The following is a 17,064-nucleotide window of genomic DNA, read 5'->3' on the forward strand; positions in this document are numbered from 1 at the left end:
CCCGCTCTTTCCTGGTCCGTTCAGGCGCCGCTACTGCCCGAGGCTGAGCGGGAAGCGCAGATTGAAGCGCGCCGTATTCGCCTCGAAATCATCCTGACCGATGCCGGACAGGCCAAGCGAGAACTCGATCTGGGCCCCATTACGCATGGTGGCCGCAAGACCGACTTCGCCATCAGCGCGGAACTCGGATTCAGAGCTGGAGAACAGCCCCGATTCCATCAGCAATTCCGCAGGCTGGTAGTCCCACACCGCCCGCAGACGCGAGCGCAGCTCCCAATAGGCGCCGCCCGAGCGATCCTGACGCCAGACAAATTCCGGCCCGGCCGACAGACGGCCCAGGGCGATGCTCTGGCTCGGGATCACAATGCCCAGACTGTCAGTATAGCCGTCCTGGGTTTCCTCAAAATGGGTCAGCGTGGCTTGCGGCCGCACCAGGAAACCACCCTGGCCGTACTCGCCCGTCAGATTGGCGCGCACCATCCAGCGATCCGTCTCGAACTCGTCTTCATAAAGACCAAGCGGATTGATGGTGTTGGTGCTCGACCCGTACATGGCCAGACCATCCAGAACGATGCGATCGGCCATCCGCCAGACCACATACGGGCCCGCCATCCAGCCTTCGCCATCCACACGCGCGCCTGCAATGGCGCCGGCTTCTTCGAAGACCTCGCGGGCGGTCTCGTCCATCCAGTCAAACTGGATCATGCCGCCGACCAGAAGCTCGTCCGACACTTCCCAGTCCGCGCCGAACTGGGCGACGCCGAAATCACTCTCGGCGCGTTCGCCGGCGCGATTGTCGTTCACCCCGGCCAGCTCGGCGGAGAGCCAGACGTCAAACCGGCCCACATTGTCCCGCATGTGTGACGGCACGCCCGGCGCATCGGAATGTCGGGCTTTGGCCTGATTGCGCGCCCCCGCCAGAGACGCAGTCAGAGACATGGAGTAGCGGCCCTGATCCACATCGGCGGCATACTGCCCCGCTCCGGTATTCTCGCGCGCAGACAGTCGCATGGACAGATCCGGCGCAGCATCGATGATCCGGTCGGCGCGGCGGAACATGAAGTTCCGGATCGCCCGCTGGGTCGCCAGTCGCACCACATCTTCATCGCGCACATTGGCGAAGGTGCAGACCAGGGTCTCGCCCGAGTCGACGTCGATCTGGAGCGTACCCGTGGCGAGATCCACCTGCGAGCCATTATCGGCGTCACCCACGCACTGGATGGAGTCCACGCGCCAGCCTGCAGGCAGGCTCTGGCGGACATTGATCAGACCGGAGTCCACATCTTCCGCCGCAGTCTCGGCATAGCCGTTCACGGTGCTCAGCTCGACGCCGTCAAACTCGACCGCGCTGGAGGTGAAGCTCACATCCACATCCCCGGACAGGCCCGATGGCGTGGTGGAGACCAGCTGCACGCTGCCGCCATCACTGGTGAGGATCAGCGTCACGGGAATAGTCGCGATCAGCACGTCACCTTCGGCCTGGGGCGATGAAGCAGACGCCGTCCCGGAGACGCCCGAGCTGCCGGAGCCGCCGCCAAGACCACCACCAATAGCAAAGACCTGGATTTCAGACGTGTGTTGGCCCAGCGGCAGGTTCGAGGTTCTCTGATTGAGAACATAGGTGATTTCGGACTGCGAATGCGCCGCCATGGAGCCGTTTGGATTCTGAATATTCAGCCAGTCAGCATTGGACTGTGCGGAATAGGTAATGGTTTGACCGGTCGGGTTGTTCAAGGTCGTTCTGAACTCCAGTCCGACCGGGCTTCCGGTATCAATGTTCACCGTAGTCGCGACAGGCGCAACACTCGCCACCGATATAACACCCAAGGATGAAGAGGCCGGGCTCTCATTGCCCGCCAGATCCCGTGCTGCGCGGTCATTGAGCGTCATCGTGATCTGACCATATGTTGATGGTGTGATGGTGGCGGTGAAGGTGCGACCATCAACACGCTGAAGGTTCGAAGCCTCTCCGCCTGTCACGCTCAAGCCAGCCAGGGACAGGTCCTGGACGCTTTCATTAAAGCTGATGGTCAGCTCAAACTCGGTCGAGTACGCCTCCGAAGCTGTACTCAGGGTCGGAGTGGGACGGGTATTGTCCACGCGCACGGTGGACTGATCCTCACCCGTCGGACCTTCGCCCTGATAGGGCAGGCCAGAGCGATCCTCGATTGAGGGAGACGCCGGCACCGAGATACTCACCTCACCATTCAGGAACTGCAGTCCACCGCCCCGGACGGTCACCGTATACTGGGCGCCCGATCCCTCGACCCCAACGCCAGGGCTCGCCAGACCGGTCACGGAAATGCTGGAGCGGTCCACGCCCGTCACCGGCTCACTGAATTCGATTTCCCATACCAGAGTGTCCGCATTGGTCACCAGACCGGTGCTGGCCGTAATGCTGGCCACCACAGGATGGGAGGCATCCACTTCCAGCTCCAGCAGATTGGAGGCTGCGTTGGGATTGCCCAGCGCATCAGAAACCGTGCCGGCCGGCAGGCTGATGCTGAAGCCGCCCGAGGCAGGCGGGGTCACTTCAAAACTGAAGGAGGAAGCCGACAGGCTGTTCAGTCCGGACACCGATGCGTTCTGGACATCCAGATCTGACAGCTCGAACCCGGTTACTGCTTCGTCAAAACTGATCGTGACCGTGAAGACGTCAAACACAGCGGTCTCTTCGGTGGCAAGCGTCGGAACCGGACCGGTATTGTCCAGCTCATACGCTTCCGCTCCGGCCGGCGTGCCGCCCGCCAGGTCATTGCCGGCCTGGTCGCGAATGGAGGCGCCTGCAGCCAGTTCGAGGCCAACAGCGCCGTTATAGTCAACCAGCCCTGCCCCTGAAGCCGTCGCCTGATAGGTCGTGGCGGAGCCAATAATCGAGAGCGAAACGCCATCAGGGCCTGTGACGGTGAAATCAGCCGCGCTAACGCTGCGCACGCTTTCGCTGAACACCAAATCCCAGGTCAGGGAGTCGGCATTGGTCAGCGCGTCAGCCGGTTGAAGTCTGCTGATCGTCTGCAAGGTCGGTGGCGTGTTATCCACGACAGCGATATCATCGGTGGTGATCGTCCCGGTCCCGGTGGCGTCGCTGATGGTTGCATTGGCCTGATTGGACAGGGTCAGGATGATCGTTTCATCCGGCTCGATATCGGCATCCGAAGCCACCGTCACAGACACAGTCTTGGTCAGATCGCCCGGCGCAAAGGTCAGGGTTCCTGCGGCCGACGTATAGTCGACACCGGCTGTCGCCGTTCCGTCAGAGGTGGCGTAGTCCACGGTGATGGTCTGCGGAGACGCCGGAGCCAGGGTGACCGTGAAGTTCAGGGTCACAGTGCCGGCATCGCCTTCAACCACGCTGGGATCATTCACACTCAGCGCTGGCTGAGTCCCCGTCAGCGTCGCATTCGCCGTCCCTGAATTGCCCAGATTGGACGTCAGGACGCCTGTCGTGTTTACAAACGCGCCCGTCGTTCCCGGCGTAACATCAACCGACACGGTACAGCTTGCGCCCGCAGCGACACTGCCGCCGGTGTACGCCACAGAGCCGGCGCTCGCGACCGCAGTCAGCGTGCCGCCCGTACAGGTGGTCGACGCGTTCGGGGTCGTTGCGACCGTCACGCCGGCTGGCAGATTGTTGGTGAAATCCAGCGAGGTCGCCGAAACGCCTAGCGCCGAGTTATCGATGGTGAAGGTCACCGTCGACGTCCCGCCCGCCAGCACCGAGGCCGGGGAGAACGCCATGGAGAAGCCCGGCGTGGCCGTCGCCTTTGACACCGTGGCCGGCGCAGTCTGGCTGGTCGCATTGCCCGCGTCATCGGTCAGCGTGGCCGTGGCGGTCAGCGTGCCGTCCGCCAGACTGGAGACGTTGATGTTGACATCCTGCGTGGCGTTGGTGATCGCCGCCGTTCCGGTCACCGGAGCGCCGCCGCCTGAAGAGCTGACAGAATAGGCATAGGTCGTGCCCACTTCCGCCGTTGTGAAGCGCAGGGGCGCCGCTGTTTCGTTGGAGCCGGTCACAAGAGCAGGTAGCCAGGTGATGCCGAAGGCCGCTGGCGCCGTATTGTCGACCGTGTGAACCGAACCCGCCGTATAGGCGTTGGGGCCGGCATTGCCCGAAGCATCCTGAATGTTGGTGGCGCCGCTCAGATCGAGACGGATCGTGCCGTCGCCGCTGATCGTGTTGACCGTCACCGTGACGGTCGTCCCGGTCGCCGAGGACACCGAGGCGATCGTGCCGGTCGCCGAACCGGTGGTGGTCAGGGCGAAATCGTCCGTGGAGATGTTCTGCGCGGCTTCAGAGAAGGTCACGCTGAAATCGACACTGGCCGCATTCCCCGCCGGAGAGCCTGAAATCGTGATCGAGTTGACCTGAGGCGCTTGCGCTTCCTTGGTCGTCGTATCGGTGGCCGCAGATCCGGCATTGCCCGCCCCGTCGGTCAGCGTCACGGACAAGGTCAGCGTGCCATCCCCCAGACCACTCACATCAATCACCGAGACCTGCTGAGTCGCCGAAGACACGGCGCCCGAGCCGGTCACATTCACGCCGCCGCCCGATGAGGTGATCGTGTAGCTATAGTTCGCCCCAACCTCTGCGCCGGCAAAGGTGAAGGAGGCCGTTGTCTGGTTGCCTGCGTTGACCGGATCCTGGTCGAGCGTCACCGAATAGCCTGACGGCGCGGTGTTATCGAGGGTGTAGGTCTCGTCGGTCGCCGGCTCGGTATTGGGCAGGGCGTTGCCTGCCGCGTCTGTGATCGTGGGCGCAACGGCATAGTCGAGCCCGACAGTCCCGTTGTAAGTGGCGAGATCACCGCCGGACACGGTGATCGCAATGCTGGTCCCACTGGCGGCTGACACGCTCTGGACCGTTGCCGAAGACCCGGTCACCACGAAGTCGGAGACGCCAACACCGCTTACGCTTTCAGAGTAATTGGCGGTGAAGACCAGAGAATCCGCAGACGTGGTCGCGCCGGCCGGGGTTGTGCGCACAAACGAGGTGGTCGAAGGCGCCGTGCCATCCCGGCTGAACACTTCACGCACACCGGTGGGCGTCGCACTGGAGAGCGCGTTGCCCGCAATGTCGGTGATGCCATGCCCGCCATTCAGGGTGACTGAGAAATCCCCTTCGCCTGACAAAGTGCCAAGCTGGACATTGATCTGGGTCGGACTGCTGGTTCCGTAGCTCGACACCGAGCCCGCCGCCGTCCCGGAGACGTTCTGGAAGGCATAGTCCGTCTGGCTGGAGCCGGCGACCGCTTCAGAATACGTCACGCGGAAAGCCGCATTCGCCGTTGATGTTCCGATCGACTGCCCGGTGGGCGAAAGCCGGGTGATCGAGTTGATGTCTGGCGCAGTGGTATCGATGGTGATCGACAGCCCACCTGACGCTGCAGACGCATTGCTGGCCGCGTCCGTCGCCGTCGCAGTGATCGTATGCGCGCCCTCAGCCAGGACCCCTGAAGTATAGCTCCAATTGCCCGCGCCGTCCGCCGTAGTGCTGCCCAATGAGCCGCTGACGCTGGATGACACCGTGACGATCGCATTGGCTTCCGCCGTACCTGTGAAGGTCGGGGTCGTGTCATTGGTGATATTGTCAGTGCTGCTGGAGCCCGTATCAGACCCCGCGTCCAGATCCGGCGTCGACGGCGCGGCGGGGGCCGTATTGTCGACCGTGTAGCTCTCATTGGCGCCCGTCGGGGTGGTGTTGACCAGCGCATTGCCGGCCGGAGTGTCAGAAATGTTCTGGCCACCGGCAAACCCGAGGCTTACCGCGCCCGTGTAACCGGCAAGGTCGCCACCCGAGACGGTGACATCATAAACGGTTGTGCTCTGAGCCGAGACCCCGGTCGCCGTGCCAGAGGTGCCGCTGGCGGTGAAGTCGGTTGTGTCCACATTCTGGACGGCTTCATCAAACGTCACGCGGAAGACCAGTGAGTCCGCATTCGTGCTCGCCGTTGCAGGGGTCTGGCGCACGATGGAAGAGATCCGCGGCGCCGTAGCATCCGCGACAGAAGGCGCATCAAAAGCGAAGCTGTCCCAGAAGGCGTTATCGAAGCCGAAGGCCGACGTCCCGGTGATGATGATGTGGTCAACGCTGTTAAACCCGGCATCGGTCACGGTCAGGGTCTGGGTTCCAAGGCTCGTCGTGAATGTTTGCGTCGCAACCTGAGCGCTTGAAGCGTTATAGCCCCGCACCTGCAGCGTGACGACCGATGCGTTGTTGGAGAAAAAGAAGGAATTGAAGTCGAAATTGTCGCCTGAATAGTCGATGCGCAGCGTTTCGTTCTGTGTACCGCCAAAGCCAGCGACAGCCGCAGAAGCGCCCTCGCCTTCATCGGTGTCCCCCAACACCGGGCCATCACTGAAAGTGTAGGTGAAGGCGCCTGAGGTGACGGGGTTAGCGATCACACCGCCCGAGAAGCCATCCCCCTCAAACGTCGTGGTCGTGGGACCGCCAAGATCCTGCGCCAGCGCGCTCGCGCCGAAGACGAACGACACACATGCGAACGCAACGCTCCGCACAATCTGCTTGGCAAACCCAGTCATAGTCCCCCCTGAGCGCGGCGCACGCGCATCACGACCTGTTGTTGTAGGTCGCACCCTACAGGGGGAATTCGGCTTTGAAAATCCCCAGACAGGCGCGACCCGTCAGGGGAATATCTAGATACACAGAGTCAGCGAAAGATTAATTCCAGGCATTTTCCTGGACAAGGATCACACTTTTCCGATCCGCTTTTCAGCGACTTATGGCGCACTGGATCGACCGACTTCATTGAGGGTCAAAATCGATATCCGCGTCTTCATCGGCCTGTCGCTGCCTTTGATGCTCCAGCCCCATGCCCACCGCAATGCCCGCTCCTGCGGCATCGCGCGGCGTGACCTTGGGACGCGTGCCCCGCATCAGGAATTTGTAAAGCGCCACAGGGGTCAGGACAGCGCCTGCGGCCAGAAGAGCGAACACGACCCAACCGCCCGTCCCGACAGGCTCGATCTGCAACAGAACGGCCAGGAGAACGATCAGAAGACTTCCAGACAGAAGCAGAGCGAGCAGGCGTGTGAAAAATCGCGACATGACGCCAGACTAACGCGGTTAACGCCGAATGGCTTCACTTTTCGAGAGACAGGATCGCAGTTCAGGCGCTTTGCTTCGCGTCCGCCTGATAGGTCAGCGCCAGGAAGACATCCTCAAGATCAGGCTCCTCGGTGCGCAGATCCGCGATCCGCTGGCCCGAAGCGCGATAGGTTTCGATCATGTCTGCGACCGACGCCTCACCGAAGCGATAGGTGATGGCGAGCGAACCATCGGGACGGATGATCGCATCCTGCTGCTCGAACCCGGCCGGCACGGCCTTGAGAGGTTCGACCGGCTCGATCACCAGCGTCTTGCGATCCATGCGCTTGAGCAGGTCAGCCTTGGGCTCACACGCGACCACTTCGCCATGATTGACGATGGCGATCTGGTCGCACAGCTCCTGGGCTTCCTCGAGATAGTGCGTGGTCAGCACAATGGTCACGCCCAGCTTGTTGAGCTCCAGCACATATTCCCACAGCTGACGGCGCAATTCGATGTCCACGCCCGCCGTCGGCTCGTCGAGCACCAGGACCGGCGGGTTGTGCACCAGCGCCTTGCCCACCAGCAGCCGGCGTTTCATGCCGCCCGACAGCTGGCGCACATAGGCGTTGCGCTTGTCTTCAAGCCCCAGCGCCGACAGGATTTCCTCGGTCCGGCGCTCGGCTTTCGGCACGCCATAAAAGCCCGCCATCAGCTCCAGCGTCTCATAGGGCGTGAAGAACACGTCCATGTTCAGCTCCTGGGGCACAACGCCGATCGCGGCGCGGGCGCGGCGCGGATCCTTGTCGATATCGATGCCCCAGATCTTCGCCGTGCCTTCTGATTTGGTCACAAGGCCCGCAAAGATGTTGATGAAGGTGGATTTGCCCGCCCCGTTCGGTCCCAGAAGGCCGAAGATCGACCCGCGCGGGATTTGCAGGTCCACGCCCTTGAGCGCCTCTTTCGCAGGCGCGCCCTTGCCTCCCGGATAGGTCTTTTTCAGGCCATAGGCTTCAAGGGCGAATTCGGGCTGGGCGTGTGACATGGGCGGGCTCACGGTCTGCAAGCGGAACGGGAGGAGAGCGCGTGCGCAATTGACGCCTGCACACAGCGCGTCTTAAGACGGAGCGGACCCTAGCGGCGTGCGCGGGCCTCGTCCATGTCGCAACGCCGTGTATCTTCTTCAACCGGACCTCTTTTACAGACCGGCAGAGCGCACCATGACCGACACCAACGCCTCCTCCCTGCCCGCCCCCGAAGTGATCGTGGTCGACCAGAAGCGCGTCATGTGCGACGGCGGCGGCGGCGCTCTGGGCCATCCGCGCACCTGGTATGAAATGGGCGACGAGGATTTCGTCGAATGCGGCTATTGCGACCGCCGTTTCGTGCTGCGCGGCTCCAAGGCTGACCCCAAGGCGTAAGCCTCCCCATCAAAAGTCATAGCGATATTCCGGTTTCGATTGATCCCGGAGACGCCCTCCCTATACCTGTGTTCAACGACACACGGGGGGAGAGACGCCATGAGCCAGGCCAATGCGTCGGCGATGCGCCAACGGATCGGACTGATCACGGGGCTCGTGATCGCGGTGGGCTTGCAATTCCTCCCCGTGCCCGAAGGGCTCGACCGCGCCGCCTGGATGCTGGCGAGCCTGGCTTTGATGATGGGCGCCTGGTGGGCCAGTGAGGCCATTCCCATCGCCGCAACTGCGCTTGTCCCGCTGGCGCTGTTTCCGGTGTTTGGCATCCTATCGATGCGCAACGCCTCCGCCCCCTATGCCGACCCCATCGTCATGCTGCTTCTGGGCGGGTTCATCGTCGCGCTCGGCATTGAGAAGTGGAACCTGCACACCCGCATCGCACTCAATATCGTCGCCGCCTTCGGCTCTCGCCCGGCGCTGATGATGCTCGGCTTCATGACCGCGACGGGCCTTTTGTCCATGTGGATCTCCAACACGGCGACCACGCTCATGATGATCCCGATCGCCCTCAAGGTGGCTGACGCGCTCAAGGATGAAGGGGTGGATGCGGGCCAGTTCGCCCCGGCGCTGGCGCTCGCCGTCGCCTATTCGGCGTCTGTGGGCGGGATCGCAACGCCCGTGGGCACGCCCACAAACCTCATCGCCATGGGCTTTATGGAGCGCGAATACGGCTCGGTCATCAGCTTCCCCCAATGGATGATGGTTGGCCTGCCCGCCGCCCTTCTGATCATCCCCGCCATGTGGCTGATCCTGAGCAAATGGGTGTTCAGGGTGGATGGCCACGCCCCCAATGAGGCCGGGCGCGAGATCATCCTCAAGCACAAGGCCGAGCTTGGAAAAATGACCACGCCGGAGCTGCGCGTGGCCTTGGCTTTCGGCACAGTGGCGATCCTCTGGATGGGCCGGGTTCTGCCCGGCTTTCTGATTGGTCAGCCCGAGATCAGCTTTGGCTGGAATCCGCTGCTCGCCTGGATCAGCACGCAATTTGAGCTGCCGATCACGTTGAGCCTTGGCAATGCGCAAATCGCCATGGCGGGCGCGCTCGCCATGTTCCTGATCCCGGCCGGCGGCAAGTCTGGCGAAGGTCAGGCCCTGATGGATTGGGAGAGCGCCAAGCGCCTGCCCTGGGAGGTGATCCTCTTGTTCGGTGGCGGCCTGTCACTGGCCGCGGCCATTCAGGCGACGGGGCTCGCGGAATGGATCGGCTCGCACCTTGAATGGGTGGCCAGCTTGCCTCTGCCGCTGACCGTGCTGATCCTCGCCTTCATCGTGGTGTTCCTGACCGAGCTGACTTCGAACGTCGCGACCATTTCGGGCTTCCTGCCGGTGCTGGGCGCGGTCGCGGTCTCCGCCGGCGTGCCGCCCGAACACCTGATCGTGCCCGTGGCGCTGGCGGCCAGCTGCGCCTTCATGCTGCCCGTCGCCACGGCACCCAACGCCATCGTCTACGCCTCGGGCGCGGCCAGCATGACCCAGATGATCAAGGCCGGCTTCCGCATCAATCTGGTCGCCGCGCCTTTGATTGCGCTGGTGAGCAGCCTGATCAGCGGTTGGGCGTTTCCGGGTTAAAAAAACGGGGCACCACATGGGCGCCCCGTCATTTTACGATCCAGACCCCAGAAGCCAGCAAAGAGCCATCTTCAGGTCAAAGATCGCATACAGGCGAAATTGGAATTCGCCTGCACTGGCTTCGAGAACAAAAGCTGCGCGCATGCGCTTACCCTTTCATCTCGTGAGCAGGGGTCCCTAGGTGTGGAAGTCACCGCTCATTAGGCCAGATCGCCAGCGTCTAAGCTTTGAAGGGGAGGCTTGGGAGCTGGCGAGCCACTTCCCCCTGATCAAGAAATGGGGAGGACACGTCCCCCTCACAAGTAGCGTTAACACTTTTCCCAACGCACCCGCCCGATTGCTCCCTCACCCGACGCCGCATAGGGTGGCGCTCCCTCGCCCAATTGCCGCCGGAGCGCTGTCATGGCCGTTACTCGTCCTGTTGATTCATCCAGCCATGTCTATCTGGTGGACGGGTCGGGCTATATCTTCCGCGCCTATCACGCCCTTCCGCCTTTGACCCGGTCTGACGGCACGCCGGTGGGTGCGGTTCAGGGCTTCTGCAACATGCTGTGGAAGCTCTTGGAAGACCTCAAGGGCGAGGACCAGCCGACGCACCTCGCGGTGATTTTCGACCATTCGTCGAAAACCTTCCGCAACGAGATCTATGACCAGTACAAGGCCAACCGGCCCGACCTGCCCGAAGACCTGATCCCGCAATTCTCGCTGATCCGCGAAGCCACCCAGGCGTTCGAGCTGCCGTGTATCGAGATGGAAGGCTTTGAGGCGGACGACCTGATCGCGACCTATGCTCGGCTTGCTGCAGAAAAGGGCGCGCGCGTCACCGTGGCGAGCTCTGACAAGGATCTGATGCAACTGGTCAATGATCAGGTGACGCTGCTCGATCCCATGAAGTCCAAGCGCATTGGTCATGATGAGGTGATCGAGAAGTTCGGCGTGGCGCCGGACAAGGTGATCGACGTGCAATCGCTGGCCGGCGACAGCGTGGACAATGTGCCCGGCGTGCCCGGCATCGGCATCAAGACCGCCGCCCAGCTCATCACCGAATATGGCGATCTTGATACCCTGCTGGAGCGCGCGGGCGAGATCAAACAGCCCAAGCGTCGCGAGAAGCTGATCGAGAACGCCGAGAATGCGCGCCTGTCCCGCCTTCTGGTGACGCTGAAACCCGATGTTCCGATTACGGATGAACTGGACGTGTTCGGCGCGACCGACCCTGATGCCGAAAAACTCGTGGGCTTTCTCAAATCCATGGAATTCCGCACTCTGACCCGCCGGGTCGAGGAAGGGCTGGGTGGCCCGGTCGCCGATGAAACCGGCGACGCCACCGCGCCTGTGGATCGCACGAAATACGAAACCGTCCAGACCGTTGAAGCCCTCGAAAAATGGATCGAGAAGGCCAAGCGCGCTCGCGTCATCGCGGTGGATGTGGAGACGGACGCCCTCTCCGCCGTCGCCTCGCGCCTTGTGGGCGTGTCGCTGGCCACCGCGCCCAACGAGGCCTGCTATATACCGCTAGGTCATGAAGGCGGCGATCTGGCCGATGGCGGCATGAAGCCCGAGCAGATCGACGAAGCCGAAGCGCTCGGACGCCTCAAGGCGATCCTGGAAAACGACGCCATCCTGAAGGTGGGTCAGAACTTCAAATACGATCTGGCGGTGTTCCAGCGGTATGGCGTACGCGTCGCGCCCTATGACGACACCATGCTGATCAGCTATGTGCAGGCGGCGGGCCTGCACAATCACGGCATGGACGAGCTGGCCGAGCGCTATCTCGGCCATAAGTGCATCTCGTTCAAGGAGGTGTGCGGCACGGGCAAGTCCCAGAAGCGCTTCTCCGAGATCGACCTGAAAACGGCGACCGAATACGCCGCCGAGGACACCGACATCACCCTGCGCCTGTGGGAGCTTCTGAAAGCCGGGCTTGCGGGAAAAGGCCTCTCCACCGTCTACGAGACCCTCGAACGTCCGCTGCCGCAGGTTCTGACCGATATGGAGCTCGCGGGCGTGAAGGTGGATGTCGCCCAGCTCTCGCGCCTGTCGTCAGACTTCGCGCAGAAAATGGCCGAGGCCGAAGAGACCGCGCACAAGCTGGCAGGCACGAAGTTCAATCTGGGCAGTCCCAAGCAGATCGGCGAAATCCTGTTTGGTGAAATGGGCCTGCCGGGCGGCAAGAAGACCAAGTCCGGCGCCTGGTCCACCGATGCCGCCGTGCTCGACGAGCTGGCCGCCCAAGGCCACGAGCTGCCGACCGCACTTCTGACCTGGCGGCAATTCGCCAAGCTCAAATCGACCTATTCGGACGCCCTCAAAGAGGCGATCAACCCCAACACAGGCCGCGTCCATACCAGCTTCTCGCTCGCCGCAACCACCACGGGCCGGTTGTCGAGTTCCGAGCCGAACCTTCAGAACATCCCCATACGGACAGAAGAAGGCCGCAAGATCCGCGAAGCCTTCATCGCCGAGCCGGGCCATGTGATCGTGGCGGCGGACTACTCCCAGATCGAATTGCGGCTTCTCGCCCATATCGCGGACGTGGAAGCGCTCAAGCAGGCCTTCCGCGAAGGCCAGGACATTCACGCCCTGACAGCCTCTGAAATGTTCGGCGTGCCGCTGGAAGACATGGATCCGGCCACGCGCCGGAACGCCAAGGCGATCAATTTCGGCATCATCTATGGCATTTCCGCCTTCGGCCTCGCCAACAATCTCGGCATCGGGCGCGATGAAGCCAAGCGCTATATCGACAGCTATTTCGAGAAGTTCCCGGGCATCAAGGACTATATGGACGCCATGAAGGACGAGGCGAAAGCCAAGGGCTGCGTCACGACGATCTTCGGCCGCCGCATCAACCTGCCCGGCATCAAGGACAAGAACCCGTCCGTGCGTCAGTTCACGGAGCGTCAGGCGATCAACGCGCCGATTCAGGGCGCGGCCGCCGACATCATCCGCCGCGCCATGGTGCGCATGCCCAGCGCCTTGGTCGATGCCGGCCTGAAGACCCGCATGCTGCTGCAGGTGCATGACGAACTGGTGTTTGAAGCGCCCGAGAGCGAGGCCGATCAGGTGATCAAGCTCGTCAGTGAGGTGATGAGCAACGCCGCCCTGCCCGCCCAGAACCTGTCGGTTCCTCTAGAAGTGGAAGCCAAGGCCGCCAGCACCTGGGGCCAGGCGCACTAGCAGGCGTCAGCTCAGGCGCAACGCTTCTCCGGGGCGAAGGGTCAGCACTTCAACGCCTGTCGCAGTGACGGCGACCGTGTGCTCGAATTGGGCGGACAGCTTTCCGTCCCGTGTGACGACCGTCCAGTCATCGTCCTCTGTGAACACGTGCCGGCTGCCCTGGTTGAGCATGGGCTCGATGGTGAAGACCATGCCCTCGCGCAGGCGCATGCCGGAGCCGGGCTTGCCATAGTGCAGGACGGACGGCTCTTCATGCATTTCCCGTCCGATGCCGTGCCCGCAATACTCGCGCACCACCGAATAACCAGCTTTTTTGGCGTGTCGAGAGATCGCGTGGCCGATATCGCCAAGATGCGCGCCGGGCCGCACGGCGGAAATCCCCTTCCACATGGCGGCTTCGGTCGCCTTGACCAGACGCCGGGCCGCCGCTGACGGGGTTCCGATCATATAGGTCTTGCTGGAATCGGCGATGAAGCCGTTCTTTTCCAGAGTGATATCGAGATTGAGGATGTCGCCGTCGCGGATGATGGTCAGCGCGTCCGGCATGCCATGGCAGACCACATCATTGAGCGAACAGTTCAGCACATACGCATAGTCATACTGGCCGAGACTGGCCGGTCGCGCCTCAAGCGTATCGACAATGAACGGCTCGACACGGTCATTGACCTCGAGCGTGCTCATGCCCTCAAGCGTCAGACCGTCGAGCATTTCAAAGACCGACGCCAGAAGCCGTCCCGAAATCCGCATCAGCGCCAGTTCGTCCGCTGTCTTGACCATGTCAGGCGACCGATCGCCGGCTCAGGTCCAGCTCGGCGGCCTCATACTGCATGCGCACGATCTCGTTGAAAGTGAGCGTGGGATGGGCTTCGGCGAGCATGCCGATCTTCAGCCAGAACTCCGCCTGTGCGTTTATGGAGCGGCACATGGCCTTGCTGCCCCGACGGATACCCTCGTGCAGCTCGTCGTCAATTTTTACAATGCCCATGCTGGCCCTCACAGGAATATACGAAACGTATACGTTTCGTATATTCCCGGAATTGAGCAGACGCAAGCCCTAGCGCAGCGGGTCGAGCGCCCCGCCGACGCTGGTATTGACCCGGAACCAGCCCGGAATGGCGTAGCGGGTGGCGAGCGACTGGCGCACCTCGTGCGGGATGACTTCAGAAAGCATCAGCACCAGTCCGCCGCCTTCAGGCTCAAGCTCTGCGACCGGCGGCACGTCATCCAGCTGGCTCATATCCGGACGACCGAATTCGTCCAGCGGCGCGCTCTCCCAGACGGCCAGCTGGCCGCCATTCGCGCCCGCCCAGTCCTTGTTCAGGTAAGCGACCATGGAGACGACACGCGCGCGTTCGGCCCGGCGCCCGGCAAACGCGCCCGCGCTGGCGGTGGGCAGGGTGAAGGCGTCCATATGGCGCGCATAGAACCCGCCCGGCGGATAGACGGCAAAATGCGCCTCAAATTCGAACAGGCCCAGAAACAGGCGGCGGTTCATCGCAATGCGCAGGGCGTCCGCACCTTCCATGAAGCGCTTCTGCGCCGCGCTGGCGCCATCGAGCCAGGCGATATGGGTCTTGCGGATATAGAGCGCTTTGGTCTCGTTGTGCGCGCGCCCCACACGGCCCGGATGCGTCTCGCCCGCCTCTTCCAGCGCTTCGGCTTCCAGTCGCAGGGCCGAGACCAGCTCGGGGTCCAGCGCGCCGGGCGCATGGGCCCAGCCGCGCGTTTCCAAATCCGCGATCAGGCTGGCGGTCAGATTGTCAGAGAAGAAAGGGCGGGGGCAGAGGACAGCGTCCAAATCCGGCGGCTCCGTTCAAAAGGTGCGCGCTTTTGAACCTGGAACCCCATCTTGGCAAGTCAAATCTGAAAGATCACATCTCAGCCCAGAAGCAGGGCATGGAGCTCGGCCACGCTATCAGCAAAAGCCGGGGCCTTCGCCCGGACCGGTTCACGGGCCGCCACGCCGCCAAAGCCGATAAAACTGTCCGCCGCGCCTTTGTCGAAAGCCTCATAGTCGGTCATGCCGTCGCCGACCATGATCGCCAGGGGTTTGCCGAACAGGGTTTTCAGAGAGGCCACCACCGGCGCCTTGCCACCCGAGCGCGAAAGCGGGTTCTGCCGGTCAAAACCGGTCACCTCATCGCCGTCATAGACAAAGCGGTTGGCGCGGATCTCGCCATTGGCGAAGCCCAGATCATTGAGCGCCGGCTCCACAAGATCGACAAATCCGCCCGACACGGCGGCTACGTCATTGCCGCGTGCGCGCAGCGCTTCCAACAGCTCCGCCATGCCATCGGTCAGGTGTGCGCGCAGACTTTCACGAGCAGTCTCCACCGCAGGACGGGTCAGCCCCGCGATCGCAAGCCGTTGTTCCAGCGAGGCGCGAAAATCGAGCTTACCTGCCATGCCCTGATCAGTCAGGGCCTTGAGGCGGGCCGTGCGTTCAGCGCCATCAGGCGCGCTTGAGAGCGCGTGCTCGACGGCGAAGTCGAGGCTCTCGACCTTCAACAGCGTGGAGTCCACGTCAAAGACAATCAGCCGGCTCATCAGGTCCTCACGGTTGCAGGCCAGCGATGTACGGCAAGCGCGCAGACCTGACCAGAGCGCGTGGCAAGAAAGCGGTGGAAGAGTGCGGCGCAATCATATCGCCTCGCGACCGGACTTCGCTTATGAAGGCGCGATGACACAGGATCGCTTTGACATTTTCCTCGCCTGCCCGCCCGGGCTTGAATCCGCCCTCGCCAGCGAGCTGGCCGAGAACGGCTTCGCCAAATGCCGCCCCGAACAAGGCGGCGTCACCATCAAGGGCGGTTGGCCGGAAGTCTGGCGCGCGAACGTTCAGATCCGGGGCGCAACGCGCGTCCTGGCCATTCTGGACCGGTTCAAATGCCAGCACCTCAACCAGCTGGAGCAGCGCGCCCGCGAAACCCGTTGGCCCGAGCTGTTTCACGCCGGCACTCCGGTGAAGGTCGAGGCAAGCTGCCGCAAATCGCGCATATATCACAATGGCGCCGCCGCCGAGCGCGTTGCAAACGCTATTGCGCGCACCGCCCTGGTCGCGATCCGGGATGACGCCGCGATCACCGTGCGCGCCCGTATCGACCATGACGAGGTCACGCTCAGCGTCGACACCTCCGGCGAGCCGCTACACAAACGCGGCTACAAGCAAGCGGTCGCCAAGGCGCCCTTGCGCGAGACGATGGCGGCGCTGCTTCTCCGCGAAATGGGTTATGACGGTCGCACGCCGGTGCTGGACCCGCTCTGCGGCTCCGGCACCTTCGTGATCGAAGCCGCTCAGCTGGCGTCAGGCCTGGCGCCCGGACGGGCGCGCGACTTCGCGTTCGAACGCTTCGCCAGCTTTGACCGCGACGCCTTCATGGCGCTGCGCAAGCGCCCGCCTCACGCCCGCTCTGACGCGCCCTGTTTCGGCTTTGACCGCGATCCCGGCGCCGTGCGCATGGCGACCGAGAACGCTGATCGCGCCGAAGTCTCTGACCGGGTCAGTTTCAGTGAAGGTCTCCTCAAGGACCTCAAACGCCCGGACTGCGCGCCGGGCTGGGTCGTCGCGAACCCGCCCTATGGCGCCCGCGTGGGGGACAAATCCGCCGTCTTTGGCGTCTACAAGACGTTCGGCGCTGTCATGCGTGAGCAGTTCAGCGGCTGGCGAGCAGCGATCATCACCACGGACGAGAAAATGGCCAAAGCCACCGGCCTCGCCTTCGAGCAAACCAGCGCGCCTATCGACCATGGGGGGCTGAAGATCCGGCTCTATGTCACCGGCGACATAAAATAGCG

Annotated in this window: 11 protein-coding genes; 4 read left to right on the forward strand and 7 right to left on the reverse strand. The window is 62.8% G+C overall.

The features are described 5' to 3' along the window. Positions 1-30 precede the first annotated feature (30 nt). From ACFELO_RS12720 to ACFELO_RS12730, 3 genes are all read right to left on the reverse strand, one after another. Entirely contained in the window at positions 31-6,540 is a 6,510-nt protein-coding gene (locus ACFELO_RS12720; protein ID WP_440958142.1) for an Ig-like domain-containing protein, read from the reverse strand. Positions 6,541-6,763: 223 nt separating this feature from the next. Further along, positions 6,764-7,066 (reverse strand): hypothetical protein, encoded by a 303-nt coding sequence (locus tag ACFELO_RS12725; protein WP_440958143.1) that lies wholly within the window; start codon positions 7,064-7,066, stop codon positions 6,764-6,766. Positions 7,067-7,127: 61 nt separating this feature from the next. Continuing rightward, on the reverse strand, positions 7,128-8,090 hold the full coding sequence (locus ACFELO_RS12730; RefSeq protein WP_440958144.1) for an ABC transporter ATP-binding protein: 963 nt from the start codon (positions 8,088-8,090) through the stop codon (positions 7,128-7,130). A 175-nt stretch (positions 8,091-8,265) separates the two neighbouring features. On the opposite strand from ACFELO_RS12730, the gene ACFELO_RS12735 reads away from it, so the two are divergent. The 3 genes from ACFELO_RS12735 to polA all read left to right on the forward strand — a co-directional run bounded on the left by ACFELO_RS12735 (position 8,266) and on the right by polA (position 13,269). After that, positions 8,266-8,466: a zinc-finger domain-containing protein gene (locus ACFELO_RS12735; protein ID WP_009802701.1), complete on the forward strand. Its 201-nt coding sequence runs from the start codon at positions 8,266-8,268 to the stop codon at positions 8,464-8,466. Between the two features lie 99 nt (positions 8,467-8,565). Next, positions 8,566-10,092, forward strand: a complete 1,527-nt coding sequence (locus ACFELO_RS12740; RefSeq protein WP_440958145.1) for an SLC13 family permease — start codon at positions 8,566-8,568, stop codon at positions 10,090-10,092. Between the two features lie 402 nt (positions 10,093-10,494). Further along, positions 10,495-13,269, forward strand: coding sequence for a DNA polymerase I (gene polA / locus ACFELO_RS12745; protein WP_440958146.1), 2,775 nt, complete (start codon positions 10,495-10,497; stop codon positions 13,267-13,269). 6 nt (positions 13,270-13,275) lie between these two features. Here the strand turns inward: polA and map are convergent, their stop codons facing one another. The 4 genes from map to ACFELO_RS12765 all read right to left on the reverse strand — a co-directional run bounded on the left by map (position 13,276) and on the right by ACFELO_RS12765 (position 15,816). Then, entirely contained in the window at positions 13,276-14,046 is a 771-nt protein-coding gene (map, locus tag ACFELO_RS12750; RefSeq protein ID WP_440958147.1) for a type I methionyl aminopeptidase, read from the reverse strand. A gap of 1 nt (position 14,047) precedes the next feature. Beyond that, positions 14,048-14,254, reverse strand: coding sequence for a ParD-like family protein (locus tag ACFELO_RS12755; protein ID WP_440958148.1), 207 nt, complete (start codon positions 14,252-14,254; stop codon positions 14,048-14,050). 69 nt (positions 14,255-14,323) lie between these two features. Continuing rightward, a complete protein-coding gene (locus ACFELO_RS12760) occupies positions 14,324-15,067 on the reverse strand; it encodes a 2OG-Fe(II) oxygenase (RefSeq protein ID WP_440958149.1) in 744 nt (247 codons plus the stop codon). Between the two features lie 80 nt (positions 15,068-15,147). Continuing rightward, complete coding sequence (locus ACFELO_RS12765; protein ID WP_440958150.1) at positions 15,148-15,816, reverse strand: HAD-IB family phosphatase; 669 nt, start codon at positions 15,814-15,816, stop codon at positions 15,148-15,150. A gap of 133 nt (positions 15,817-15,949) precedes the next feature. On the opposite strand from ACFELO_RS12765, the gene ACFELO_RS12770 reads away from it, so the two are divergent. Then, a complete protein-coding gene (locus tag ACFELO_RS12770; protein ID WP_440958151.1) occupies positions 15,950-17,062 on the forward strand; it encodes a THUMP domain-containing class I SAM-dependent RNA methyltransferase in 1,113 nt (370 codons plus the stop codon). The last annotated feature ends 2 nt before the right edge of the window (positions 17,063-17,064 follow it).

Origin of the sequence: Oceanicaulis sp. LC35 (genome assembly GCF_052055585.1) — a bacterium.
Classification (GTDB): Bacteria; Pseudomonadota; Alphaproteobacteria; order Caulobacterales; family Maricaulaceae; genus Oceanicaulis.